The sequence below is a fragment of the Methylobacterium sp. J-078 genome, assembly GCF_022829285.1.
GTDB lineage: Bacteria > Pseudomonadota > Alphaproteobacteria > Rhizobiales > Beijerinckiaceae > Methylobacterium.
Genome location: NZ_JAKSYI010000096.1, coordinates 51,472 through 75,766, shown reverse-complemented (window position 1 = coordinate 75,766; position 24,295 = coordinate 51,472). Strand labels below are relative to the sequence as shown.

Annotated in this window: 22 protein-coding genes; 7 read left to right on the top strand and 15 right to left on the bottom strand. The window is 71.8% G+C overall.

Annotation, left to right across the window (positions count from 1 at the left end):
* Positions 1–51 precede the first annotated feature (51 nt).
* From MKK58_RS15190 to ileS, 6 genes are all read right to left on the bottom strand, one after another.
* Positions 52–1,902 (bottom strand): potassium transporter Kup, encoded by a 1,851-nt coding sequence (locus MKK58_RS15190; protein ID WP_243912903.1) that lies wholly within the window; start codon positions 1,900–1,902, stop codon positions 52–54.
* Positions 1,903–2,095: 193 nt separating this feature from the next.
* The gene (locus tag MKK58_RS15185) at positions 2,096–3,391 is read right to left on the bottom strand and encodes a M16 family metallopeptidase (protein ID WP_243912834.1); all 1,296 of its coding nucleotides are present in this window, start codon (positions 3,389–3,391) and stop codon (positions 2,096–2,098) included.
* Between the two features lie 101 nt (positions 3,392–3,492).
* Complete coding sequence (locus tag MKK58_RS15180; RefSeq protein WP_243912833.1) at positions 3,493–4,872, bottom strand: M16 family metallopeptidase; 1,380 nt, start codon at positions 4,870–4,872, stop codon at positions 3,493–3,495.
* A gap of 151 nt (positions 4,873–5,023) precedes the next feature.
* Positions 5,024–5,659: a hypothetical protein gene (locus MKK58_RS15175; protein WP_243912832.1), complete on the bottom strand. Its 636-nt coding sequence runs from the start codon at positions 5,657–5,659 to the stop codon at positions 5,024–5,026.
* Positions 5,660–5,865: 206 nt separating this feature from the next.
* On the bottom strand, positions 5,866–6,354 hold the full coding sequence (gene lspA, locus MKK58_RS15170; RefSeq protein WP_243912902.1) for a signal peptidase II: 489 nt from the start codon (positions 6,352–6,354) through the stop codon (positions 5,866–5,868).
* Between the two features lie 55 nt (positions 6,355–6,409).
* Positions 6,410–9,391: an isoleucine--tRNA ligase gene (ileS, locus tag MKK58_RS15165; protein ID WP_243912831.1), complete on the bottom strand. Its 2,982-nt coding sequence runs from the start codon at positions 9,389–9,391 to the stop codon at positions 6,410–6,412.
* A gap of 405 nt (positions 9,392–9,796) precedes the next feature.
* On the opposite strand from ileS, the gene MKK58_RS15160 reads away from it, so the two are divergent.
* Complete coding sequence (locus tag MKK58_RS15160) at positions 9,797–10,057, top strand: hypothetical protein (protein WP_238278571.1); 261 nt, start codon at positions 9,797–9,799, stop codon at positions 10,055–10,057.
* Here MKK58_RS15160 and MKK58_RS15155 read toward each other — a convergent pair.
* Entirely contained in the window at positions 10,048–10,974 is a 927-nt protein-coding gene (locus MKK58_RS15155) for a DMT family transporter (RefSeq protein ID WP_243912901.1), read from the bottom strand. The genes MKK58_RS15160 and MKK58_RS15155 overlap by 10 nt on opposite strands.
* Positions 10,975–11,236: 262 nt before the next feature.
* Here MKK58_RS15155 and MKK58_RS15150 point away from each other — a divergent pair, with 262 nt between their 5' ends.
* A complete protein-coding gene (locus MKK58_RS15150; protein ID WP_243912830.1) occupies positions 11,237–11,569 on the top strand; it encodes a hypothetical protein in 333 nt (110 codons plus the stop codon).
* A 24-nt stretch (positions 11,570–11,593) separates the two neighbouring features.
* Here the strand turns inward: MKK58_RS15150 and MKK58_RS15145 are convergent, their stop codons facing one another.
* From MKK58_RS15145 to MKK58_RS15125, 5 genes are all read right to left on the bottom strand, one after another.
* Complete coding sequence (locus MKK58_RS15145) at positions 11,594–12,160, bottom strand: MarR family winged helix-turn-helix transcriptional regulator (RefSeq protein WP_243912900.1); 567 nt, start codon at positions 12,158–12,160, stop codon at positions 11,594–11,596.
* A 262-nt stretch (positions 12,161–12,422) separates the two neighbouring features.
* Positions 12,423–13,268 carry a 23S rRNA (adenine(2030)-N(6))-methyltransferase RlmJ gene (locus MKK58_RS15140; protein ID WP_243912829.1) on the bottom strand — a complete coding sequence of 282 codons (846 nt, stop codon included), beginning with the start codon at positions 13,266–13,268 and terminating at the stop codon, positions 12,423–12,425.
* Between the two features lie 64 nt (positions 13,269–13,332).
* Entirely contained in the window at positions 13,333–13,971 is a 639-nt protein-coding gene (locus MKK58_RS15135) for a ribonuclease T2 (RefSeq protein ID WP_243912899.1), read from the bottom strand.
* A gap of 41 nt (positions 13,972–14,012) precedes the next feature.
* Positions 14,013–14,480 carry a hypothetical protein gene (locus MKK58_RS15130; protein WP_243912828.1) on the bottom strand — a complete coding sequence of 156 codons (468 nt, stop codon included), beginning with the start codon at positions 14,478–14,480 and terminating at the stop codon, positions 14,013–14,015.
* A gap of 140 nt (positions 14,481–14,620) precedes the next feature.
* Entirely contained in the window at positions 14,621–15,637 is a 1,017-nt protein-coding gene (locus MKK58_RS15125) for an extensin family protein (protein WP_243912827.1), read from the bottom strand.
* 110 nt (positions 15,638–15,747) lie between these two features.
* Between MKK58_RS15125 and MKK58_RS15120 the strand changes: the two genes are divergently transcribed.
* Both MKK58_RS15120 and MKK58_RS15115 read left to right on the top strand, forming a co-directional pair.
* The gene (locus tag MKK58_RS15120) at positions 15,748–16,986 is read left to right on the top strand and encodes an amidase (protein ID WP_243912826.1); all 1,239 of its coding nucleotides are present in this window, start codon (positions 15,748–15,750) and stop codon (positions 16,984–16,986) included.
* A gap of 81 nt (positions 16,987–17,067) precedes the next feature.
* Entirely contained in the window at positions 17,068–17,835 is a 768-nt protein-coding gene (locus MKK58_RS15115; protein ID WP_243912825.1) for a methyltransferase domain-containing protein, read from the top strand.
* Between the two features lie 36 nt (positions 17,836–17,871).
* Here the strand turns inward: MKK58_RS15115 and metW are convergent, their stop codons facing one another.
* Positions 17,872–18,552, bottom strand: a complete 681-nt coding sequence (gene metW / locus MKK58_RS15110) for a methionine biosynthesis protein MetW (protein WP_243912824.1) — start codon at positions 18,550–18,552, stop codon at positions 17,872–17,874.
* Positions 18,553–18,560: 8 nt separating this feature from the next.
* Entirely contained in the window at positions 18,561–19,772 is a 1,212-nt protein-coding gene (locus tag MKK58_RS15105; protein WP_279578391.1) for a homoserine O-acetyltransferase, read from the bottom strand.
* Between the two features lie 292 nt (positions 19,773–20,064).
* On the opposite strand from MKK58_RS15105, the gene MKK58_RS15100 reads away from it, so the two are divergent.
* The 3 genes from MKK58_RS15100 to MKK58_RS15090 all read left to right on the top strand — a co-directional run bounded on the left by MKK58_RS15100 (position 20,065) and on the right by MKK58_RS15090 (position 23,149).
* A complete protein-coding gene (locus MKK58_RS15100; protein WP_243912823.1) occupies positions 20,065–20,928 on the top strand; it encodes a chorismate mutase in 864 nt (287 codons plus the stop codon).
* A gap of 147 nt (positions 20,929–21,075) precedes the next feature.
* The gene (locus MKK58_RS15095; RefSeq protein ID WP_243912822.1) at positions 21,076–22,215 is read left to right on the top strand and encodes a pyridoxal phosphate-dependent aminotransferase; all 1,140 of its coding nucleotides are present in this window, start codon (positions 21,076–21,078) and stop codon (positions 22,213–22,215) included.
* On the top strand, positions 22,208–23,149 hold the full coding sequence (locus tag MKK58_RS15090) for a prephenate/arogenate dehydrogenase family protein (RefSeq protein ID WP_243912821.1): 942 nt from the start codon (positions 22,208–22,210) through the stop codon (positions 23,147–23,149). The genes MKK58_RS15095 and MKK58_RS15090 overlap by 8 nt, the downstream gene beginning before the upstream one ends.
* A gap of 14 nt (positions 23,150–23,163) precedes the next feature.
* On the opposite strand, the gene MKK58_RS15085 is transcribed toward MKK58_RS15090, so the two are convergent.
* A complete protein-coding gene (locus MKK58_RS15085) occupies positions 23,164–24,264 on the bottom strand; it encodes a DUF2125 domain-containing protein (RefSeq protein ID WP_243912820.1) in 1,101 nt (366 codons plus the stop codon).
* Positions 24,265–24,295: the final 31 nt, after the last annotated feature.

Here is a 24,295-nt window from a genome sequence, read left to right as displayed (position 1 = left end):
CTGCCCGCAAGGCCGGATGGCGGAGTCCGCGCGAGAGTTGATGCCCCGGGCTCAGATCTCGATCTCGGTGCCGACCTCCACCAGCTGCCGCGTCGGCACACAGAAATGCGCGCCGGTGCGCTCGGCGTTGCGCAGCAGGAAGGCGTAGATCTCCTCCCGCCAAGTCGCCATGCCGCGCTGGTCGCTCTTCGGGATGATGGTCTCGTGCCCGATGAAGATCGTCAGATCCTCCAGACATTCGGGCGGCAGGCGCTTCGATTCGACGGCGCAGCGCAGGCCGTCGGGCACCGAGGCATCTTCCATGAAGCCGTAACGTAGAATCACCCGGGTGATGTCGGGCGTGATCACCACGACCTCCGCGCGCTGGTCGCGGGGCAGGGTGGGCTCTTCCTCGTAGCGGGCGGTGACGATGAGGATGCGCTTGTGCAGGGCGTGGCTGCGCTCGACGAAGCGGGACAGGTGCAGGGGAATCGCGCTGGTGGCCGAGGACAGGAAGGCGGCGTTGCCCGGCAAGACGATGGGCGGGTCGCGCCGCAACTGCTCCAGAAATTCGGCCTCGGGCTGGCGCAGGGAGACGCGCGCCGCCTCCACGAGCTGGTTGCCCTTGCGCCAGGTCAGCATCAGGAACGCCACCAGGGCGGCGAGCATCAGCGGAAACCAGCCGCCCTCGAACAGCTTCACGCTGTTGGCGCCGAGGAACACCAGGTCGATGAGGAGGAAGAACCCGTTCACCGCCAGCACGGCCACGGGGTTGTAGCCCCATTTCAACGCCACGAGGGCAGCGAGCAGGGTCGTGATCGCCATCAGGGAGGCCACCGCGATGCCGTAGGCGCCGGCGAGCGCGTCCGAGGAGCCGAAGATCAGGACCGCGCTCAGGGTGGCGGCGGCGAGCAGCCAGTTCACCATCGGCACGTAGATCTGCCCGCGCTCGTGCCGGGCGGTGTGGACCACCCGCATCGGCGGCAGGAAGCCGAGCTGGATCGATTGCTGGGTGAGCGAGAAGGCGCCCGAGATGATCGATTGCGAGGCGATGACGGTGGCCACCGTCGCCAGCCCGATCAGCGGATAATGCGCCCAGTCGGGGCTCAGGCGGTAGAACGGATTCTCGATGGCGTCAGGCTCGACCAGCAGGAGCGCGCCCTGCCCGAAATAGTGGATCACCAGGGCCGGCAGCACGAGGCCGAACCACGAAGCGCGGATCGGCCCGGCCCCGAAATGCCCGAGATCGGCATACATCGCCTCGCCGCCGGTGACCGCCAGGAAGGCCGCGCCCAGCATGGCGAAGCTGACGTGCCAGCCGGCATGGCCCAGGAACTCGATCGCCTTGAGCGGGTTCGCCGCGGCCAGGATCTGCGGCGCGTGCCAGATGCCGCCGAGGCCGAGGAGCGCGAGCACGACGAACCAGGCGAGCATCACGGGGCCGAAGATGCGGCCGATGAAGGCGACCCCCCGGCTCTGGACCAGGAACAGCCCGATGAGGATGGCGATGGTGATGGGCACCACGAAGCGCGCGAGCCCCGGTGCCTCGACCTTGAGGCCCTCGACAGCCGAGAGCACCGAGATGGCGGGCGTGATCGCGCCGTCGCCGTAGAGGAGGGCGGCACCGACGAGGCCGACCACGAGGAGCACGCCGGCCCAGGAGCCGGGCTTGGCATGGCGGGCGCCGAGCAGGGCCAGCATGGCGACGATGCCGCCCTCGCCGCGATTGTCGGCGCGCAGGATCAGCACCGCGTACTTGATGGAGACGATGAGGATCAGCGACCACAGGATCAGCGAGACGGCGCCCGTCACCGCGATCGGCGTCGGCGGCGCCCCGGCGCTGGCCGCGCGCACCGCCTCCTTGAAGGCGTAGAGCGGCGAAGTGCCGATGTCGCCGTAGACAATGCCGAGCGCGCCCAGCATCACGGCCGGGCGCAGGGCCCGCTGCCCCGTTCGGGTTTCCTCGTGGGCCACGGGCACGCTCTCCGGCACGGCGATGAGATTCGCTTCTCACGCTGCGAGGTAGGCGGGGAACCTTGGCTGACCAGGGGGAAGCGTACGCGAGACCACCGGGTTGTCAGGGGCGATCCCGCGACCGCCCCCGCATGTCGGAACTCTAGAAGTCGGTCGGGCGTCCGGCGGCCACCACCAGCATCCGGCCATCCGCGAAGGTGCGGGCGCCGGCGCGGCGGATATCGGCCTGCGTCACGTTGGCGACGAGATCGTTGCGGCGGGCGATGTAGTCCATGCCCAGCCCCTCGAAGGCGATCTGCACGAGCTGGTGCGCGATCTTGGTCGAGGTGTCGAAGCCGAGCGCGTAGGACCCGGTGAGGTAGTCCTTGGCCTTCTGCAATTCGTCGTCCGAGGGACCGTCGCTGATGAGCCGGCCGATCTCCTCGCCGATCACCGACAGGGCTTCGCCGACGCGCTCGTTCTTGGTGGCGGTGTAGCCCCAGGTCATCGAGGCGGCGCGATGGCTGACGAGCGAGGTCCCCACCGAGTAGGCGAGGCCGCGCTTCTCGCGCACTTCCTGGAACAGGCGGGAGGTGAAGGAGCCGCCGCCGAGGATGTGGTTGAGGACGTAGGCCGGGATGAAGTCGGGGTCGCGCCAGGCGACGCCGTTCAGGCCGAAGCGGATCACCGATTGCGGCACGTCGAGGTCGACCACGTGGCGCGTCCCGAGATTCTGGACCCGCGTCGGCGGCACGGCCTTGAGGGGCGCGGCCAGGTTGAGCTTGCCGAAGGCCCGGTCCAGGGCCTCGGCGAGGCGCTCCGCGTCGATGGCGCCCACTGCCGCGACCTTCACGGCGCCGCGCCCGATGATCTGGCGATGCATCGCCACGAGGTCGTCGCGGGTGATCGCCGCGATGCTCTCGGCCGTGCCGGAGGACGGGCGGGCATAGGGGTGGCCCGCATAGGCCTCGGCGAAGAAGCGGCGCGAGGCCATCACGCCGGGATCGTTCTGCTGGTAGCGCAGGCTCGCCAGGGTCTGGGCACGCACCCGCTCGATGGCGTCGGGATCGAGGCGGGGCTTGGCCAGCGCCAGGGCGAGGAGGTCGATGGCCTCGTCCGCGTGCTTGACCAGCATCTTGAGGGAGCCGCCGAGGGCATCCGCCCCGGCATGGAAGGACAGCTCGATGGCCCGGGCCGCCAGGCGCTCCTGGAAGGCGTCCGAGGAGAGGTCGCCCGCGCCCTCGTCGAGGAGGCGGGCGAGCATCTGGGCGACGCCGGCCTTGCCCTCGGGGTCCTGGGCGGCGCCCCCCTCGAAGGTGAAGGCCAGGGCGATCAGGGGCACCACCGGGGATTCGACGTGCCACGCCTCGATGCCGGGGGCGGTCGCGACGGGAACGGCCTGGGTCGGCGAGGTCGCGGAGCGGGTGGCGGTGTCGACCAGGTTGGTGGCCATCGTCATGGAAACCTCATGCTGTGCGCGGGGCGCGGCGGCGGGGCCGCTGCCGTCCGGAAGGGCGTCGGGCGGCCTTCAGGCCACCCGGGTCTCACGAGACCTGGGTCTCAGGCCGCATCGGCCTCACGGGCCTTGGTGAGGTAGCCGGTCACCGAGCGGGCCGGGACGAGGTAGCGCTCCGCCACCGCCGCGAGGCGGCCTTGCGTCACGCTCTCGATGTCGGCGGGCCAGCGGCGGACCTCCTCGATCGATTCGCCGATGGCGAGCGCCGACCCGTAGATGCGGGCGAGCGACGACTGGCTGTCGGAGGAATAGACCGTCTCGGCCACGAGCCGGGTCTTGGCCCGCTCGATCGCCTCGGGCGTAAGGGCCTCGGAGGGCACGCGGCGCAAGATCCGGTCGACCTCCTCCTCGAGCTTCTCCAGGCTGACGCCCTCGGCCGGCACCGCGTAGACCGAGAAGCGGGTGTCGTCGATGGCCGAGCCCATGTACCAGGCGCCCGCGTTCACCGCGACGCCGAGCTCCATCACCAGCTTGCGGTAGAGGTAGGAGGTGGAGCCGCCGCCCATCACCTCGGCCAGCAGTTCCAGGGCGTGGCACTCGCCGTCCCGCGCGGTGATGCAGGACGGCGTGAGGTAGAGCCGCTGCAGGGTCGGCTGCTCGACCTTGGGGTCGGCCACCGCGAGGCGGCGCAGGGCCTTGGGCTCCGGCTCCCGGGCGCGCAGGCGGACGGGCCGGGTGCCCTGCGGGGTGACGCGGCCATAGGTGTCGTCCGCCATGCGGCGCACGTCGTCCGGGGTCACGTCGCCGGCCACCACCAGGATGGCGTTCTCGGGCGTATAGAAGCGCTTGTAGTAGTCGAGGGCGTGGGTGCGGTTCAGCTCCTCGATCTCGTGCATCCAGCCGATGATCGGCGTGCCGTAGGGATGGTGCACGAACAGCGAGGCGGCCATGGCCTCGGAGAGCTGGGCGGAGGGGTCGGTCTCGACCCGCATGCGGCGCTCCTCCAGCACCACGTCGCGCTCGGGCGCCACCACGGCGTCGTCGAGGACGAGGCCGGTCATGCGGTCGGCCTCGAATTCCATCATGGTCCGGAGGTGATCGCGGGCCACGCGCTGGAAATAGGCGGTGTAGTCGTAGGAGGTGAAGGCGTTCTCCTGGCCGCCGAGACCCGAGACGGCCTTCGAGAAGGCGCCGATCGGGTGCCGCTCGGTGCCCTTGAACATCAGGTGCTCGAGGAAGTGGGCGATGCCCGACTGGCCGAGCGGGTCATCGGCCGAGCCGTTGCGGTACCACACCATGTGGGTGACGACGGGGGCGCGGTGATCGGGAACGACGACGACGTCGAGGCCATTGTCGAGCGCGAAGGCGCTGACCTCGGGTCCGCCCGCCTCGGAGCGCCCGAAGGGGGCGGCATCCGCACGGCCGGCGCTGGCATGGCCGCGCGACGGACCGAAATGGGGCGTGTCCTTCCTGAACAGATGCATCAATGCTGATCCTTCCGCGGCCGGCTCGTCGCGAAGCCGTCCGTCCTGTTGGGATGGCGCCCGCCGCGCGCCACCGGCGGGGGCGAAGCGGATGGGCGTCGGGTCATCGAGCGTGACCGGCGCCCGCGCGGCGCCGGCACTGGACCCGGGTTCAGTTCGCCGAGCGGGCGCGCAGGTAGGCGCCCGGATCGGCTTCCTCGCGCTCGCGCGAGGGATTGTTGACGGGATCGCCGTTGCTCTTAGCGACCTTGCGGGGCGGCTTGCGGTAACCGGTCGGCGGGTCGGTGAGCACGTCGCGGTCGGGCTCCACCGCGGAGGGCTCCGCCACTTCCGCCGAGCGCAGTCCGAAGGGGTTCGCCCAGAACGAGTTGCGGTCGTCGTTCTCGCCCTCGGGTCGCCCGTTCTCCGTGCGGCCCTGAGCGCCGGCCCGGCGGCCGCCCCGCATCTCGTCGATGGACAGGGTCATGTTGTTGTCGCTCATGCGGCCCTGAGCGCCACGCACGATCGGCTTGCGGGCCTCCTCGCGCTCGCGCTCGCGCTGGACGATCTCGGGATCCTTGGGCCATTGCGCCGAGGCTTCCGGCTGGCGCGGCGGCGGCAGGGCCCGGCCGTCGAGCTTGGGCGGCATCACCAGGGGCGCGCGCTCGCGGTAATTGATGGCGGGCTTCTCGGGCTCGATCAGGCCGATATTGCTGAGGGCGTCCCGCATGAACACGCCCTGCTGCGCCTGCGCGCTCGCAGCGCTCAGAACGCCCGCCACCACCAGCAAACCCCGATGCCCGATCATGTTGTCCCCGTTCTTCGCCCGGTTGGTCGGCCCCGGTTTCCCGTTCCGGGATGGGCGCTTGGCCGCCGCCTGATCCGACCGGTCCGGCCTGATCCCGGTTTCAGGCGATCGTATGGCGCCTTGACCGCAGCGCACCAGCCTCCGCCGCACAACGATCCCCGGTGTGGTTTACGGATCACATCCGCGCACGGAATGCGGGGCCGCCCTCACGATTGCGAATTGCCGTGCTTCGGCGCCGGCCGGAGGCTGTCGAGGATGAGGCCGACCACTCCGGCGACGATGGCGGCGTCGGCGACGTTGAACACGTACCAGGACCACCGGCCCCAGTGAAGGTGCACGAAATCGAACACCGCGCCGTAGGCGGCCCGGTCGATGGCGTTGCCGATGGCGCCCCCGGCCACGAGCCCGAGGGCGAGGCCCAAGAGGCGCGATTCGGCCCGCCGCATCCAGAGGATCAGGGCGATCGCCGCGACGCAGGACACCGCCACCAGCACCCAGCGGCCGAGGTCGCCCTCCTGTTGGAACATCCCGTAGGACACGCCCCGGTTCCAGACCACGAGGAACTCGGCGAAGGGGGCGATCCGCCAGGGCTGCGTCAGCACGAGGTCGGTGCCGAAATACAGCCCGAGCTTCGTCGCCTGGTCGAGGACGAGGGTGACGAGAAGCGCCGCGAGGCCGAGGCGGGAGGGGGTCAGGCGCACAGGCCGGTCCTCCCCCCATCGCGGGGGAAGGGAGGGCGGAGCATCCGCGTCACGCCGCGTTCGCGCCGGCATGGGCGGCGTCCCACTCGCGAAGCGCTCGCGCGTCGCGGGGCGTCACGTCGGGATAGTCCGGGTCTGCGCCGACTTCGGGCGTCACCCGCCAGGACCGGGCGCATTTGCGACCCTCGGCCAGCGCCGACACGACCGCGACGCCGCGCACGTCGTCGAGGCGGAAGGCCTCGGCCGGGCCTTCGCCCTCCGCGATGCGGATGGCGGAGGTGATGCAGACATCGGCGAAATCGACGCCCTCCACCACCGCGCGCAGGTCCGCATCCGCGATGTACACGGTGGGGGCCGCCTCCAGGCTGGCACCGATGCGCTTGGCCGTGCGCTCGATCTCCAGGGCGCCGGTGACGACCCGGCGCACCCGGCGGATCTGCTGCCAGCGGGCGGCGAGCGCCTCGTCCCGCCAGGAGGCCGGCGTCTCCGGCAGGGTCTGGAGATGGACCGAGCCGGTCTCCGACGGGTAGCGGTCGAGCCAGGCCTCCTCCGCCGTGAAGGCCAGCACGGGCGCCAGCCAGATCGTGACCCGGCGGAAGGTCTCGTCGATGACCTGGAGGGCGGCGCGGCGCACGGACGAGGAGGCCGGGTCGCAGTAGAGCGTGTCCTTGCGGACGTCGAAGTAGAAGGCCGAGAGGTCGCCGGTCATGAACCCGTTGAGGAGCGCCACCACCCGCTTGGTGTCGAAGGTGGCGTAGGCCTCGCGGATCTCGCCGTCGAGCTCGGACAGCCGATGCCGGATCAGGCGCTCGAGCTCGGGCAGCTCCGCATGGGGGATTTCGGTGCCGGGCTCGAAATGCGCCAAGGAGCCCAGCATCCAGCGCAGCGAGTTACGGAGCTTGCGGTAGGTCTCCGCGAAGGTCTTGATGATCTCCGGACCGATGCGCAGGTCGTCGGCGTAGTCGGAGGCCGCCACCCACAGGCGCAGGATGTCGGCGCCTGAATCCTTGATGACGTTCTGCGGCGCGACGACGTTGCCCTTCGACTTCGACATCTTCAGGCCCTTGGGGTCGAGGACGAACCCGTGGGTCAGGACGATGTCGTAGGGCGCGCGGCCCCGGGTGCCGGCAGATTCGAGCAGGGACGACTGGAACCAGCCGCGATGCTGGTCGGACCCCTCCAGGTACATCACCGTGTCGTCGCCGCCGTCGCGGCGGCGCTTGACGCCCGCGAGGCCGGGGAACTGGTCCGCGTCGTCCAGCACGAAGGCGTGGGTCGAACCGGAATCGAACCAGACGTCGAGGACGTCCGTGACCTTTTCGTAGTCGGCCGGATCGTGGTCGGGCCGCAGGAAGCGCGCCCCGTCCGCATCGGTGAACCAGGCGTCGGCGCCTTCCGCGTGGAAGGCCGCTTCGATGCGCGCGTTCACTGCCGCATCGCGAAGAACCTCGTGGGTGCCGCGCTTGACGAAGACGGTGATGGGCACGCCCCAGGCGCGCTGGCGCGAGACCACCCAGTCGGGCCGGTTGCCCACCATGCCGTTGATGCGGTTCCGGCCCTGGGGCGGCACCCAGCGGGTGTCCTCGATGCCCCGCATGGCGACCTCGCGCAGGGTCTGGCCGCCGAGGGACTCCACCGGCCGGTCCATGGCGATGAACCATTGCGGCGTGTTGCGGAAGATGACCGGCTTCTTCGAGCGCCAGGAATGCGGGTAGCTGTGCTTGAGGGTGCCGCGCGCCACCAGGGTGCCGGCCTCGGTCAGCGCCGCGATGACCGCCTTGTTGGCGTCGCCCTTCTCGCCCTTGTGGTTCAGGACACGTTTTCCCGTGAAACCGGGCGCCTCCTCGGTCAGCGCGCCGTCGGCATCGACGGTGTAGGGGATGCGGGTCTCGATGCCGCGCTGGGCGAGCGCGCGGCCGTTGGCCATCCAGACCTCGAAATCCTCGCGCCCGTGGCTCGGCGCCGTGTGGACGAAGCCGGTGCCGGCCTCGTCGGTGACGTGCTCACCGTCGAGGAGCGGAACGGCGAAGTCGTAGCCGGGCAGGTGGCCGGCCAGCGGATGGCTCAGGGTCAGGCCCGCGAGTTCGGCCGGCGCGACGTCGCGCAGGCGCTCGAAGGCCTCGACGCGGGCACTCGCGAAGACGGAAGCGGCCAGCGTGTCCGCCAGGACGTAGGCGTCCCCGACCCTCGCCCAGTTGTCCTCGGCCGCCGCCGTGACCCGGTAGAGGCCATAGGCCACCTTCCGCGAATAGGCGACGGCGCGGTTGGCAGGCATCGTCCAGGGCGTGGTCGTCCAGATCACGACCCGTGCCGCCGCGAGATCCGCCGCCGCACCGTCGGTGATCCGGAATGCCGCGAAGATCGCGTCGCTGACGACGTCCTCGTACTCGACCTCGGCCTCGGCCAGGGCGGTCTTCTCGACCACCGACCACATCACCGGCTTCGAGCCGCGATAGAGCTGGCCGGTGGTGGCGAAGGTCATGAGTTCGCGGGCGATCGCGGCCTCGGCCGGGAACGACATGGTGACGTAGGGGTGGTCCCAGTCGCCGGTGACGCCGAGGCGCTTGAACTCTTCGCGCTGAACGTCGAGCCAGTGGCCCGCGAAGGTCCGGCATTCCTGGCGGAACTCGATGACCGGGACGTCGTCCTTGTTGCGGCCCTTGGCGCGGTACTGCTCCTCGATCTTCCACTCGATCGGCAGGCCGTGGCAGTCCCAGCCCGGCACGTAGTTGGCGTCGTAGCCGAGCGCCCCTTGCGCCCGCACGATGACGTCCTTCAGGATCTTGTTGAGCGCCGTGCCGATGTGGATGTTGCCGTTGGCGTAGGGCGGGCCGTCATGCAGCACGAATTTCGGGCGGCCGGCGGCCTGCACGCGGATCTGGCGATAGAGGTCGGTAGCGGCCCAGCGCTCCAGCAGCAGGGGCTCGCGCACCGGGAGGCCGGCCCGCATCGGGAACGCGGTCTGGGGCAGGAACAGGGTCTTCGAATAGTCGCGGGCGGGGGCCGCGGCGGGGGAGGTCTGGTCGCTCATGGGATGTCTGGGGGTCTTCGGCGCTGATCGGTCTTGGAGGCGGTCGGCGGGCAGGCGTGCCACCGGGGCCGGCGAATTGGAGGCGAGTCCTCGCCCTCCCGGCCTTCGCGTCGGACCGCCGCGGCGGCTCTCAGGCGCAGGCCGGGCTCATAATTCGCAGGATGGACGGTATCGGCGCGCCGCGCCGCATCCGGAGATCACCAGGAGCGCACATCCGGCGGCTTCTAGCAGCGGTGCCGGCCCGAGACCAGCGAGCTTTAAGCCTCCGTCAAACACCGCAGACGTTCGACGGGAGCCTATTTCAAGCTCGGCCGTTAGTCCGCACGCGTTCGGGTGCCGGCCGGTTTCGGCACGGGGCCGAGTTCGAGGGGCGGCCGAGACGCGATATCATTGGGAGACAGCACCATGAGAAAAGCTCTGCTCGCCGCCAGCCTCGTCCTCTCCGCCTTCGCGCTCTCGGGCGCGGCCGAGGCGCAGGGCCTGCCGGGCGGCATCCGCCGGGGTGCGGCCGAGGGCGACCGGGTCGCCGGCCCAATCGGCGGGATCGTGGGCGGCGCGGTCGGCGGCGCGGTCGGCACGGTGAACGGAGCGCTCGGCATCGATCCGGGCCGCCGGGCCTATCGCACGCGCATGAAGTCGCGCCGCCACCACCACCGTCACCGCTGAGCGGGCCGCGTCCGGGCGGACCTGCGCTCCTGGGCCAGGAGGTAGAGCCCGGACCCGATGACGATGGACGCGCCGATCAGCGTCCATCGGTTCGGCACGTCGCCGAAGACGAGGTAGCCCAGCATCACCGACCAGAGCAGCTGGGTGTAGATGAAGGGCGCCAGCACGTTGGCGGGCGCCCGGGCATGGGCCAGCACCAGCAGCCAGTGCCCCAGGGTGCCGAACAGTCCGACCCCGACGAGCAGGGCCCAGGTGCTCCAGACCGCCGGCGTGGTCCAGATCCAGGGCAGGAGCGGGCTCATCACCGCAAGGCCGGCGAGCCCCGAATAGAACACCGTGGTGGCCGTCGAATCGACGCCCGCGAGCTTGCGCGTGGTCAGGACGTAGAACGCGTAGCACAGCATGTTGCCGATGCTGAGCAGCACCGCCGGCTGGAATGCGCCGACGCCCGGCCGGACGATGACCAGGACGCCGAGGAAGCCGATCCCCACCGCCACGAGCCGGCGCGGCGACGACCATTCGCCGAGGAGCGGCCCAGCGAGCAGCGCCACCATCAGGGGCGTGGCGAACTGGATCGAGAGGGTCTCGGCGAGTTGAAGGTGGCGCAGGGCCAGGAAGTTGAGGGCCGTTGAGCCGAACAGCAGCAGCGAGCGTAAGGCCTGCAGCCCGAGCCGGTTCGTGCGCGCGACGCCGGGCGTGCGCACGGGATTGAGCACCATCAGCACGAGGCCGACATTCACGGCATAGCGCATGAAGGTGGAGAGCAGCGGGTCGACGCCGTGGCCGGCCAGGGTCTTGGCGGAGGCGTCGAGGCAGGCGAAGAAGGCCAGCGTCCCGCACATCAGGGCGATGCCGGCGAGACGCCTGCTGGGCGATGCGGCCCGGCCCGAGTCTTCCACGACGCCCTGATTGCGCACCACGACCCGCCCCCGTCTCCCGGCGCTCCGCCCGGTGCGGATCGCGCGACCGCGCTGCTGTAGGCCAGCGAAGGCCCGGCGGGCACCCGCCTGGGAGCGGGGCCGATGCGCACGCGCCGCCTGCGCGGTGCCCCGGGCAAGCGCCCGCGGCCGGCGATCCCCCGGCGCCCACCGCATCCACCAAATCTTATGAACCCCGGGAGACAGTGCTTCGGGGCTGTGTCGGTCGGAGGAGCGGGGGATGGCGCGGTGGATACCCATCATGGCGAGCATCGGCCTCGTCAGCCTGATGGTGATTCCGGCCCCCGGCATCTGGGGGCTCCTGATCGGCGTGGCCTGCAGCCTCGCGATCCTCGTCTCGACGCTCCTCTGGCTGCTCGACCAGTTCGCGACGCGGATGGCACAGGCCTGGGAGCGGCAGGCCCGGCGGCGGCGGCGCAAGATGCATGCGGGCTCCGGCATGATCCGCAAGGCCGGGACGCCGTCGACACCGGCGGCGACCGAGCCGCTCCGGCCGTCGCCGATCCAAGACCAGGTCCGGACGGCCGCACTGCGCCGGCAAGCGGGCAGCCAGGAACCGTTCCGGGTGCGCTGAGCGCTCCCTCGGGGGTCGCGGGGCCTACAGGGCCTCCGGCACCGCCAGGGTCTCGGGCTCGTCCTCGTCCATCTCGGAATCGCCCTCGATTTCGTGGCCGGTGACGCCGGAGACCTCCGCGAGGTTGCGCGCGGCCTTGCGCAGCAGCTTGCGCAGGCGGCGCTTCTCCTTGCCGTCGAACCCGTCGAGGAGTTCGGCCTCGACGTCGTCCCAGATCCGCTCGATGGCGGCGGCCTTGGCCAGGCCCGTCTCGGTGAGGCGCACGCGCACGATGCGGCCGTCGCCGGCCTCGGCCCGGCGCTCGACGAATCCGAGGGCCGCCAGGCGCGAGATCGTCTTCGAGGCGGTCGGCGGGCGCACCCGCAGGGTCGCGGCGAGATCGCCCATCGTCATGGTGCCGGCCGCCGCCAGCGCCTGCACGACCTGTTCCTGCCCGGCGAAGAGGTCGAGGTCCGCCAGTCGGTCGCCGACGCGGGAGCGGTGCAGGCGGGCGGCCTGGACCAGGGCCCAGCCGACGCTCTTGGAGCCCGGCGGCCGCAGCCGCTTGTCGGACTTCGTCACGTCGGACTTGGCCGAACCCCCCTTGGCCATGTTTCCCTCCGACTCCCTGCCACCCGTCACCGCCTCGGGGCGCGCAGCCATCGCGGCGCGGGCCAGACCCTTGCCGGGTTCGGCCTCCAAGCGCTCGTCCGCCCGCATTGTCCCACCTCTCCGACACGATAGCGCGTGGGCGGTGCGCCCGCGCGGTCATTCCGGACGCATCCACCGGCTCGGCGGTCCGCCAGGGACGGGACATGACCGGGGCGTGTGAAGCTAGGATGACAGGCGCGGATCGGGAGGCCGCCGATGGGTGTCAGGCGGGTGCCCCGAAGGCCTCACAGCGGAAGGCGGCGTAGTCGCCCCGGGCCAGGCGCTCGGCGATCGCCGGCAGGAACAGCATCGCCTCCTCGGCGAGGCGCCAGGGCGGGTTGATCACGACGAGACCGCTGCCGTTGAGGCGGGTGGGATCGGGCTCGGAAACCATCAGGTCGAGGCGCAGGGCCGGGCGGGCGAGGCCGCGATCGAGTTCGGCCACCATGCGGTCGACCTTGGCGACGTCCTTGATCGGATACCAGCCGAGATAGGTGCCGGTCGGCCACTTGGCGACCGCCCGGGCGAGCGCCGCGCCGAGGCGGTCGATCTCGCCGAGCTCCTCGTAGGGCGGGTCGATCAGGACGAGGCCCCGGCGCTCGGGCGGCGGGATCAGCGCGTTGAGTGCCGTCCAGCCGTCGAGATGCATCACCTTCGAGAGCGAATCCTGGTTGAAGCGCGCCCGCAGGGTCTCGGCATCGGCCGGGTGCAGTTCCACGAAGACGCCCTGGTCGCTGGGGCGCAGGAACTCGCGGATGAGGGCGGGCGAGCCCGGATAGGTGTCGGCCCCGTGCCGCGCCTGCACCGCCGCCACCGCCTCCCGGTAGGGGGCGAGCAGATCCTCGACGGCTTCGGGAAACGGTGTCGCGAGCCGGCCCCAGCCGTCCTGCCACTCGCCCGTGCGCCCGGCCTCGTCGGCGGTGAGGTCGTAGAAGCCGAGGCCCGCATGGGTGTCGATCGCCCGGAAGCCGGTGGGCTTCAGACAGAGATGCGCCAGCACGCGGGCCAGCACGAGGTGCTTCAGGACATCGGCGAAATTGCCGGCGTGGAAGGCGTGGCGGTAGTTCATGAGGTCCGGGCCTGTCTCACCACGGCCCCCGGCGACCAGACCCGGGGGCGAAGCGCGGCATCATCTACCGCGCGGCGTCGATGGCAACTTCGCCGGCGCGGCAATTCTGGCGGGCCACCTCGGGGCAGGGGGTGAAGCCACGCAGGTCCTTGGCAAAGCAGATCCGCACCTCCTGGAGCTGACCGCCCCGGCAGGTCACCGACATCATGTCGGGCCGCAGGCCCCGGTTGGCCGTCACGAACTGCCGGGCGACCTCGATCGGCGCCATGCGGGTGTCGCGCTCCAGTCCCTTGAAGGCGTCCGGAATGGTCACCGCCGCGCGGGCGTCCCGGGCCGCCTGGAAATACGAGACCGGGTCGAGGCCCGAGCAGGTGCCGTGCGTGCGCCACTCGTGCCGGGCCAGCCCCTCGCTCGGATAGACCTGCCCCGCCACCTCGATCGCCTGCCGGGTCGGCGAGCGCTCGACGGAGGAGCAGTTCGAGGGGTAGCCCCGGGTGTATTGCGGCCAGAGCCCGTGCACGACGAAGCCGAGGCCGCGCCCCGGCCGGCACTGGCCGTCCGCCTTGCGGCGCGCGCCGGGGCCATCGCAGTAGGTCGGGGACCAGGACAGGGCCAGGACGTAGAAGTCGAACGATCCCGGCGTGCCGCCGCGCTCGAACCCCTGGGCCGACGCGCCCGTGGGCGCCGCCAGCGCGAGGGTCAGGCCCGTAAGGGCGAGGCGCGCCGGGCGCCGGAGCGCGCGGCTCACGGACGGGCTTCGCGGCAGGCCGAGGAGTAGGCGTAGGACAGGTTGCGGTCGAGGCCGTGGACGCAGAACTCGATGCCCCAATCGGCCCCGATGATGCCGAGCCCGTCGCGCACCGAGTAATCCACCTTGCGGCGGATGCCGTCCGAGGTGGTGGCCACCGCGCTGCAGAAGCGGCGGGGAACATAGTCGAGGCCCCAGGGGCGCCAGGCCGTGCGCTCGATGTGCTCGTAGCGCAGGATGGTGAGGGAGGAGTTCCAGAACTTCGCCTCCTTCTCGGCGAAGTGCGACGAAAGCCGCTCCAGCACCTCGGGGGCCTGGCAGCCGGGAATGTCGGCCTCGTAGTTGAACTCGCGCTCCTCGGCGGGGGTGATCTCCTCGCGGCCGGAGCGGGCGAGCGCCGGCTGGAGGGCACCCGCCAGCACGAGGCCGAGGGCGAGGGTGGTGGAGAGGGGGTTCGGGCGCATGCCGGCGTCTTCGTTCCGCTGGAGTCCGTGAAGCGTGCCGGAACGATGCCGCCTCGGACCGCCCTGTCAAGCACGGGGCCGGGCGCGCCGTCGCTTTCCCGGCCCCCTGGGGTTCGCCGGGCACACCTTCCGGATGCGGCTCAGTAGATCGGCTCGGAAAGGCCGGGGGCCGCGAGCGAGAGCGGCTCGAGGGCGAAATCCTCCGGCGGGAGGGCGGCCGCGACGCGGGGTGCCGGGGGCCGCGCGAGCGGTGCCCGCGGGGCCGCCGCGTAGGCGGTCGGCGGTGCGGGCGCCCGCACCGGGGCGGGGGCGTGGGCCAGTTGTGAGGCGGGCGGCCGGGCGGGCTGGCGCGCCGACATCGGCGTCACGCCGTAGGGATCGTCCTCCTCCACGTCGATGGGAGCCTGGGGCGGCGCGGGCAGTCGCTCCGGGGGACGCGGGCGGGCGGTGGCCCGGGCCGCCGCGTCCGTACCGAGTTGCGGCACGAACTTGATCAGCGGCTGGCAGATGCGGCGCAGGCCGCGCGGGTCGTGCCGGGCGAGGTCCACGTGGATGTGGTCGTAGTGGAACACGTTCGAGCCCGGCGCCAGCACGGTGGAGAACCGGGCGCAGGCCCCGAGGAAGACCTCGCGCAGGAAGGCCTGTTCGGCCTCGGTGCCGCGCCAGCCCCCCTTCACGGTGATGACGTAGCCGTCGGCGAGCTTGAACGACATGATGTCGACGGCATTGCCGAAGGAATGCTCGGAGAGCTTGGCGCCCGCCTGGTTGTTGCGGCCCCGGCAGGCATAGGTGCCGGCGTTGATCTCGGCCACGGGCTGGCCGAAATACAGGTTCGCGGCCGGCTGGATCGTGTCGGCGAGCCAGGCCTCGGCCTCGGTCAGCGCCGGGCAGGCCAGGGTGACGCGCTGCTTGAGGGCGACGGTGCCCTTGCCGAGGCGGGTGACGCGGTAGGGCTGCAGCATGCCGCAGACGCCCGGCCCGCTGATCTCCTTCGACGGGGTGACGAACTCGGTCGTCTCCACGAGGCGCTTGGCGTTGCAGGCCTGCTCGGTCTGGTCACGCCATGCCTCGCGCTGCTCAAACTTGTTGAGTGCACAGCCGGTGAGGCCCGCGCCGAACAGCGTCAGGGCCGAGAACGCGAATACGCTACGCCACATGACCCGTACGATGCGCAGGGTTGCGTAAACGATGCGTCAACGATGCGGTGCGGGCCCGCCTCCTGTGGACGGGTGTTGACAGGAGCCGGCCGAGACCGGACCAAGCCTGCATGCTCTCCCTCGTCGATCTCCGCACCCGCATCATTGCCGGCATCCTCGACCCCGCCGGCGCCATCCGCCTCGCCGAGGCCGCCATCGCGGCCCGCGACCCCGGCATCGGGGCGATCGTCAGCCGGAACCCCGCACCCGCGATCGCCGGCTCGGGGCCGCTGGCGGGCATCGCCGTCGGGGTCAAGGACATCATCGACACCGCCGACCTGCCCACGCAGATGGGTTCGCCAATCTATGCCGACTGGCGGCCCAAGGCGGATGCCGCCATCGTGGCGCGCCTGCGGGCGCTGGGCGCCGTACCCCTGATCAAGACCACGACCTCGCCCTTCGCGAGCCACGACCCCACCGCGACGGTGAACCCGCGCGACACCGGCCACACGCCCGGCGGCTCCTCGGCGGGCTCGGCCGCGGCCGTCGCCGCCGGGATGGTGCCCCTGGCCCTGGGTACCCAGACCGGCGGCTCGGTGATCCGGCCGGCGGCCTTCTGCGGGGTGGCGGCGATCAAGCCGTCCTTCCGCCTCCTGCCGACGGTGGGCGTGAAGACCTTCTCCTGGGCCCTCGACACCGTCGGGCTGTTCGGGGCTGGCATCCGCGACGTCGCCCAGGGCCTGAGCCTGATCGCCGACCGGCCCGCCCTCGACCTCGATCTCGACGCAGCCCCGCAGGCCCCCCGCATCGGCCTCTGCCTCCAGGGATTCGCCGATGCCCCCGACGCGGACGCCCTCGCCGCCCTGACCCGGGCCGCCCGCGCGGCGGAGGCCGCCGGCGCGCGGGTCGTCGACCTCGTCCTGCCGGCGCCGCTGCCGGAGGCCTGGGCGTGCCACGCGATCATCCAGGATTACGAGGCCCGTCAGGCGCTGGCCTGGGAATACGCGCACCATCGGGCGCAGCTCAGCCCGGAACTCGGCGCGCAGCTCGACGCGGCGCAGGATCTCGTCGCCGCCCAGTACGACGCGGCGCGCCGCTCCGCCCACCGGGCCCGGCGCGTCCTCAAGGACCTGTTCGGGGAGTTCGACGCGATCCTCACCCTGTCGGCCCCGGGCCGCGCGCCGGCCGGCCTCGGCACCACGGGCGACGCGCGCTTCAACCGCCTCTGGACCCTGATGGGCGTACCCTGCGTCACCGTCCCGGTCCCCGGCGACGGCCTGCCACTCGGCGTCCAGGTCGTCGCCCGCTTCGGCGACGACGGCCGCGCGCTCGCCGTGGCGGGGATGATCGAGCGGGCCCTGGCGGCGTAGCACCCGGAACACCTTGAGCCGACGAGACCCAGGGGCTATCGCCCCGCTCGTCCCCAACCCGTGCCACCGACGGTCGCCCCGATGCATCCCTGGAAACAGGCCGTGGCCCGGGCCTTCGACGGGGCCGAGGGCTATGACGGCGCGGCGGCGATCCAGGCCGCGGTGGCGGACCGTCTCGCGCGTCGGATCGGCGGCGAGGTCCTGGCGCCGGCGCCGCGCATCCTCGAGGTCGGCTGCGGCACCGGATTGCTGACCGAGGCTCTGCGCCGTCGCGTCCCGAACGGCGACGTCGTCGCTTCCGACATCGCCCCCGCCATGGTGCGACGCTGCCGTGCCCGCTTCGCCGGGGCCGCCAGCCCGGCCTTCGTCGTCATGGATGCGGAGCGGCCCGCCCTGGCGCCCGGCTTCGACCTGATCGCATCGAGCCTCGCCGCGCAATGGTTCGAGGATCTGCCCGGAACCCTGGCGGCTCTCGCCGCCCTCCTGGCCCCCGATGGCCTTCTCGCGGTGGCGACCCTCGGCGCGGGCACCTTCGCCGAGTGGCGGGCGGCGCACATGGCGTTCGGCCTGGAAGCGGCCACACCGATCTATCCGACCCTGGGGGAGCTTGCCGCGCTGACGGTCCCGGGCTGCACCCTCACGGTCTCCGCCGAGCTCCTGGTCGAGGCGCATGCCGACGGCCGGGCCTTCCTCAACGCGCTGCGGGCCATCGGCGCCGGAACGCCGGGCACGTCCGAACCCCTCTCGCCCGGCGCGATGCGGCGCGTGCTGCGGGGCTTCGAGGCGGCGGGCTCGCGGGTGACCTACGAGGTCGCGACCCTGCTCGTCCGCCGCGCCGAACAGGGTTAAGAGTTTTCACGTGCAACAGGCCGGACCGGACCGCGCTTAGGTGTTGGAGCCGGCCGCGCCCCTGCGCAGCAGGAACACCCCCTGCGCGCCCATCAGGTTCCAGACCCACCAGGGCATCGCGAAGCGCATCGGCCGGCCCCTGGCATTGAGGGCGGTGGCCTTCTCGATCTCGGCGTTCACCGTCCGGCACAGGCCGACGAAGTCGCGGATCGTGCAATGGTGGATGTTCTGGGTCTCGTACCATTCCTCCGGCATCAGGGCCGTGACCGGCATGCGCCCGCGCAGGGCCAGTTCCGACCGCACGCGCCAATGGCCGAAATTCGGGAACGAGATGATGACCTGCCGGCCGATGCGCAGGAGATGCTCCAGCACGATGCGCGGGTTGCGGGTCGCCTGGATGGTCTGGGACAGGACCACCACGTCGAAGGCGTCGTCGGGATAGTTCGCCAGATCGGTGTCGGCATCCCCCTGGATCACCGGCAGGCCCCGGGCGAGGCAGGCGTTCACCCCCTCCCGCGACAGTTCGATGCCGCGCCCGTCGACGCCGCGCCGGTCGCGCAGCAGGGCGAGCAGCGCGCCGTCGCCGCAGCCGATGTCGAGGACCCGGGCGTTGGCCGGCACCAGGTCGAGCACCACGAGGTGGTCGACGCGGGTGTTGCCGGCTTCCGCGCGCGGCAGCGTCTCCGCCGTCTCCCAGGGCCGGTGGGCCTGCGCCACGGGTCCCGTCACAGACCGCGGGCCCGGGCGGCGGCGTCGATGAAGCCGCGGGCGGCGGCGAACATCGCCGGCTCGTCGAGGAGGAAGGCGTCGTGGCCCTTGTCGCTCTCGACCTCCACGAAGGCGACCGGAGCCGAGGCCGCGTTCAGGGCGTGCACGATGGCGCGGGATTCGGAGGTCGGGAACAGCCAGTCGGAGGTGAAGGACATCACGCAGAACCGGGTCTTGGTGCCCTTGAAGGCGTTGGCCAGCACCCCGCCCTGGTCGGCGGCGAGGTCGAAGTAGTCCATCGCCCGGGTGAGGTAGAGATAGGCGTTGGCGTCGAAGCGCTCGACGAAGCTGAGGCCCTGGTGGCGCAGGTAGCTCTCGATCTGGAAGTCGGCGTTGAACGAGAAGGTCGGCGCCGATCCGCCCTGGAAGCGGCGGCCGAACTTGCGGTGCAGGGCCGGCTCCGACAGGTAGGTGATGTGCGCACCCATGCGGGCCACACCCAGGCCCTTGGCCGGCCGGGTGCCGGCCTCGAGGTAGCGCCCCTCGGCCCAGGCCGGATCGGCCATGATCGCCTGCCGGCCGACCTCGTGGAAGGCGATGTTCTGCGCGGAGTGGCGCGGGCCCGTGGCGATCGGCATCGCGGCGAAGACCCGCTCGGGGTAGCTCGCCGCCCATTGCAGCACCTGCATGCCGCCCATGGAGCCGCCGATACAGAGGAACAGATCGCGGATGCCGAGCCGGTCGAGCAGCATCGCCTGGGCGCGGACCATGTCGCGGATGGTCACCAGGGGGAAGTCGAGCCCGTAGGCGCGGCCCGTCGCCGGGTCGATCGAGGCCGGGCCGGTGGAGCCCATGCACGAACCGACGACGTTCGAGCAGACGACGAAGTAGCGGTCGGTGTCCACGGGCTTGCCCGGACCCACCAGGGTCTCCCACCAGCCGCGCTTGCCCGTCACCGGATGCGTGTGGGCGAAGTGCTGGTCGCCGGTGAGCGCGTGGCAGATCAGCACGGCGTTGGAGCGGTCCGCGTTGAGGGTGCCGGCCGTCTGGTAGGCGATCTGGAACGGCGCGAGCTGCACGCCGGCATCCATCGCCAGGGGCTCGTCCGGCCCGAACCGCGCCACGAGGCCCTTCGGCTCGCGGGCCTGGGAGACCTCGACGCCCGGCGCGTCGGCGCGGATCGATTCGTCTTCGGACGTGCCGACTTTCAGGGCGGTATCCAGCGACATGACCACGAAACGGGTTGGAGGAGGCGGCGCGTCGATCCGGGGTGGATGGCCGGCCGGCTGGTATGCCATCCGCGCGGGGACCTTGCGACCGGAAGGATGGAGGTAATGTGCGCGCCCTCACGCGTCAACGAAAGGGCGCGGGCACGGCGCTGCACACTGGCCCTTCGGCGCGCGCGATCGTAGACCGGGCGGTGAAAACGGAGCGGACGAGCCGCGTCGCCGGTTTCCTCGACCCCCGCTGTTCCTCAACCCCTTGTCTTCCGGATCCTCGCCGGACCCTCGCGAGCCCCGCATGCGCTTTCCCACGAGACCCGCGCCGCCCCTCGACAATCTCGGCGACCTGCGCGCCGAGATCGACCGGATCGACGCCGAGATGCACGCCCTGCTGATCCAGCGCGGGTCGATCATCGACCGGCTGATCGCGGTCAAGGGCACCTCGGCCAGCGGCTCCGCCTTCCGGCCCGGGCGCGAGGCCTCGATGATGCGGCGGGTCGCCGAGCGCCATCGCGGGCTGCTGCCGCTGGACACCGTGGAGGGGATCTGGCGCGTCATCATCGCGACCTTCACCTACGTGCAGGCGCCGTTCTCGGTGCATGCCGACATCTCGGGCGGGGATGCGCCGATGCGCGATTCCGCCCGCTTCCACTTCGGCTTCACGGTGCCCTACCGAGCCCATCCCACCTGCCTCGCGGTGATCGAGGCGGTGGCCGCCTCCCGCGGCGACCTCGGCATCTTCCGCCTCGATCCCGACGGCTCGGGCGCGTCCACCGGCGCGGCACCCTGGTGGGAGGGACTCGTCGGCGCGGGCCGCCCCAAGGTCATCGCGCGCCTGCCCTTCATCGAGCGCCCGACCCACCCGGCCGGCACCCCGGTCTTCGTGGTCTCGAACCCGCTGGACGATCCGGCCGCCGCCCAGCGCGACTGGGTGCTGCACGCCACCCGCGTCGCGGCCTGGGAGCCTGAGGCCATGCGCGCCCTGCAGGACCTCTACGGCGAGGTCGTCGCCCGCGCAGCCAGACCGGGCGGGCACGGCCTCCTCCTCGCCGTCCCGGGCGGGGTCAGCACCCGGCAGTTGCACGAGGCCCTGACCCGCGCCGGCGCTGCGCCCGAGACCCTCGACGAGATCGGCAGCCACGCCGCCCGCTTCCGGGTCTGAGGCAAGAGGGTCCGAGGCAAGAGGGTCCGAGGCAATAGGGTCCGAGGCGAGGGAACTCCAGGACGTGGGGCCGCTCGCAAAGCCGGGCCAGCTTTGTTAGACGGGCGGTTCGCCCACGAACCGGCGGCCTCCAGGTCTTCTGTCCCCATGTCCTCTGCCCCGATATCCGCTGCCCCCCTGGCTCCCTCGCGCCCGGTGCCCCGCCCCGGCGTCCTCGCCATCGAGGCCTACGTGCCCGGCAAGAGCGGGGCGCCCGGTCTGGCCAAGGTGCACAAGCTCTCCTCGAACGAGACGCCGCTGGGCCCAAGCCCGAAGGCGGTGGCGGCGATGCGGGCGGAGGCCGCCAAGCTCGAACTCTATCCGGACGGCACCTCGGCCCGCCTGCGCGAGGCGATCGCGACCCGCTACGGCCTCGATCCGGCGCGGATCGTCTGCGGCGCCGGCTCGGACGAGCTCCTGTCGTTCCTGGCCTACGCGTATCTCGGCGCCGGCGACGAGGGCATCTTCACCGAGCACGGCTTCCTGGTCTACCGGATCGCGATCCTGGCCGCCGGCGGCACCCCCGTGGTGGTGAAGGAGCGGGATCTGCGCGCCGACGTCGACGCGCTGCTCGCCGCCGTCACGGCCCGCACCAAGATCGTCTACCTCGCCAACCCCAACAACCCGACCGGCACCTACCTGCCCTTCGACGAGGTCCGGCGCCTGCATGCGGGGCTGCCGCCCCACGTCCTCCTCGTCCTCGACGGCGCCTATGCCGAGTACGTGCGGGCGAACGACTACAGCGCCGGCCTCGACCTCGTGCTCGAGTCCAACAACGTCGTGATGACCCGGACCTTCTCGAAGATCCACGGGCTCGCGGCCCTGCGCATCGGCTGGATGGTCGCGCCTTCTGAGGTGGCCGACGCGGTCAACCGCATCCGGGGGCCGTTCAACCTGTCGGGGGCCGGCATCGCGGCGGGCGCGGCCGCCATCGCGGACGACGCGCACGTGGCCGCGGCGGTGGCCCACAACGACACCTGGCTCGCTTCGATGACGAACGCGGTTCGCGAACTCGGCCTCGCGGTAACCCCGAGCGTCGCCAACTTCATCCTCGTCCACTTCCCCGCCGAGCCCGGCCGGAGCGCGGCGGAGGCCGACGCCTTCCTCACCACGCGGGGCGTCATCACCCGCCGGGTCTCCTCCTACGGGCTGCCGGATGCCTTACGGGTCACCATCGGCGGCGAGGAGGCGAACCGGGCCTTCCTTGACGCCCTGACCGCCTTCGTGCGGGGCGAGACCCGTGCCTGAGATCGACACCCCCACCGTCGGGACCCTGGCGATCGTCGGCCTCGGGCTGATCGGGTCCTCGATCGCCCGGGGCGCGCGCCAGTTCGGCCTCGCCCGGCGCATCGTCGCCATCGACCGCGATCCCGCGGTGCTGGAGCGGGTGCGGGCGCTGAACCTCGCCGACGACGCCACCGACGACCTCGCCGCCGGTGTGGCGGAGGCCGACCTCGTCATCCTGTGCGTGCCTGTCGGCGCGGTCGGGGCGGTGGCCGAGCGCATGGGTCCGGGTCTGAAGCCGGGGGCCATCGTGTCGGATGTCGGTTCGGTCAAGGCCTCGGTGGTCGCGGCCGTCGCGCCGCATCTGCCGGCCGGGGTGCATTTCGTGCCCGCGCACCCCGTGGCCGGCACCGAGTATTCCGGCCCGGACGCCGGGTTCTCGACCCTGTTCTCCGGGCGCTGGTGTATCCTCACCCCGGCCGAGGACACCGACCCGGCCGCGACCGCGCGGGTCCAGGCCTTCTGGGAGGGCCTGCGCGCCATCGTCGAGACGATGACGCCGGAGCATCACGACCTCGTCCTGGCGATCACCAGCCACGTGCCGCACCTCATCGCCTACAACATCGTGGGCACGGCGGCCGACCTGGAGGCCGTGACGCAATCCGAGGTGATCAAGTTCTCGGCCGGCGGCTTTCGCGACTTCACCCGCATCGCCGCCTCCGACCCGACCATGTGGCGGGACGTGTTCCTGACCAACAAGGACGCGGTTCTGGAGATGCTCGGGCGCTTCAACGAGGATCTCGCGGCCCTCGCCCGGGCGATCCGCTGGGGCGACGGCGAGGCCCTGCACGACCTGTTCACGCGCACGCGGGCCATCCGCCGCGGCATCGTCGCCATGGGCCAGGAGACGGCGGAGGCCGATTTCGGCCGCGGCCGGCCGAGCGACCCGGCGGCCTGACGGCGCGACGCCGCTCAGTAGAGCGGCGGCAGCTGCACGTTGGGGATCGGGAACGGACCGAGCATCAGCCGGCCGTCCGTGAGCCGCAGGGGCGGCAGCGCCTTGAGGGCGTCGTTCGCCGGCGCGGCCACGCCCGCCTCGGCGCTGGCCTGGTTCCGGCGGCCGCCGAGGAGCTGGCCGACGAGGCTTCCGATGAGCGCGCCCTTCTCCGCGCCGAAGCGCTGGCCCATGACCTGCCCGACAAGGGCCTCGACGCCGGCGGCGCGCAGGTCGAGCTGGCCTTTCGGCCGGTGGGCGGCATCGAGGTCGAGGCTGCCTTTGGCCTGGAGCCGGCGCTCGCCCTTGGCCAGCGACAGGAGGGCGAGGTCGAGGCTGCCGCCGGCCCGGCGCCAATCGTCGAGTTCCTTCGCCACGGTGCCGGTCCCCAGGGCCGTGGCCTGGTTGACGGTGGCATCGACGGCGAGGTCGGCCGGATCGGCGTTGCCCAGCGCCGCGTCCGCGAGCGGCAGGCGGATGCCGGTCACGCGCAGGCTGGTGTCGACGGCGCCGTCCGTGGTGAAGCGGCCGGGCGTCGGGCGGGCGTGAAACTCGAAGTGCTTCGTGTCGAAGTCGATCGGGTCCGGCCCGGCACCGCGCACGCTGCCCTTGGCGTCGTTCGCCACCAGGGAGGCGCGCACGAAGCCCTCGGAGGCGCCGTGGAAGCTGCCCTCCAGGGAGGTCCAGGTGGCGTCCGCGACGAGGTCGCCCTGCTCCACGTGGAAGGGGCCGCCGACTTCCAGGATCCCCTGGCGCGGCTGATAGATCTGAACCACCGCCGTGACGGGCCCGAGGGTGAAGCGGCTGTCGGACCGGCTGAAGGCGAGGGCGGCGCAACGCAGTTCGATGCGGAATGGGTAGCCGGTGATGCTGCGGTCCGCGCAGGTCCAGCTGCGGCCGGCGGCCTGCTCGCGGGCGAGCCAAGCGTCCATCTCGGAGGCGGCGCGGTGGCGGATGAAGAACCAGCCGATCGACCAGGCGACCACTAGGACGGCGAGGAGGATGTAGGGAAGGAACAGCCCCTTGCGCGAGGGGGGCTTACGCGACGGGGAACTGGCCGGGATCGGACTCTGCGCCATCGGGTCTTCGTATCCTGCGCTCGCATCGGGG

What these genes read in the sequence shown, in the direction of transcription:
- MKK58_RS15190 (WP_243912903.1), bottom strand. Translation starts at nt 1,902, where the DNA reads ATGCTGGGCGCGCTCGGCATTGTCTACGGCGACATCGGCACTTCGCCG.
- MKK58_RS15130 (WP_243912828.1), bottom strand. Translation starts at nt 14,480, where the DNA reads ATGCGCCCGAACCCCCTCTCCACCACCCTCGCCCTCGGCCTCGTGCTG.
- MKK58_RS15105 (WP_279578391.1), bottom strand. Translation starts at nt 19,772, where the DNA reads ATGTCGCTGGATACCGCCCTGAAAGTCGGCACGTCCGAAGACGAATCG.
- MKK58_RS15185 (WP_243912834.1), bottom strand. Translation starts at nt 3,391, where the DNA reads ATGACGATGGCCACCAACCTGGTCGACACCGCCACCCGCTCCGCGACC.
- MKK58_RS15120 (WP_243912826.1), top strand. Translation starts at nt 15,748, where the DNA reads ATGCTCTCCCTCGTCGATCTCCGCACCCGCATCATTGCCGGCATCCTC.
- MKK58_RS15125 (WP_243912827.1), bottom strand. Translation starts at nt 15,637, where the DNA reads ATGTGGCGTAGCGTATTCGCGTTCTCGGCCCTGACGCTGTTCGGCGCG.
- MKK58_RS15145 (WP_243912900.1), bottom strand. Translation starts at nt 12,160, where the DNA reads ATGGCCAAGGGGGGTTCGGCCAAGTCCGACGTGACGAAGTCCGACAAG.
- MKK58_RS15150 (WP_243912830.1), top strand. Translation starts at nt 11,237, where the DNA reads ATGGCGAGCATCGGCCTCGTCAGCCTGATGGTGATTCCGGCCCCCGGC.
- MKK58_RS15180 (WP_243912833.1), bottom strand. Translation starts at nt 4,872, where the DNA reads ATGCATCTGTTCAGGAAGGACACGCCCCATTTCGGTCCGTCGCGCGGC.
- MKK58_RS15085 (WP_243912820.1), bottom strand. Translation starts at nt 24,264, where the DNA reads ATGGCGCAGAGTCCGATCCCGGCCAGTTCCCCGTCGCGTAAGCCCCCC.
- MKK58_RS15115 (WP_243912825.1), top strand. Translation starts at nt 17,068, where the DNA reads ATGCATCCCTGGAAACAGGCCGTGGCCCGGGCCTTCGACGGGGCCGAG.
- MKK58_RS15175 (WP_243912832.1), bottom strand. Translation starts at nt 5,659, where the DNA reads ATGATCGGGCATCGGGGTTTGCTGGTGGTGGCGGGCGTTCTGAGCGCT.
- MKK58_RS15160 (WP_238278571.1), top strand. Translation starts at nt 9,797, where the DNA reads ATGAGAAAAGCTCTGCTCGCCGCCAGCCTCGTCCTCTCCGCCTTCGCG.
- MKK58_RS15140 (WP_243912829.1), bottom strand. Translation starts at nt 13,268, where the DNA reads ATGAACTACCGCCACGCCTTCCACGCCGGCAATTTCGCCGATGTCCTG.
- ileS (WP_243912831.1), bottom strand. Translation starts at nt 9,391, where the DNA reads ATGAGCGACCAGACCTCCCCCGCCGCGGCCCCCGCCCGCGACTATTCG.
- MKK58_RS15100 (WP_243912823.1), top strand. Translation starts at nt 20,065, where the DNA reads ATGCGCTTTCCCACGAGACCCGCGCCGCCCCTCGACAATCTCGGCGAC.
- MKK58_RS15095 (WP_243912822.1), top strand. Translation starts at nt 21,076, where the DNA reads ATGTCCTCTGCCCCGATATCCGCTGCCCCCCTGGCTCCCTCGCGCCCG.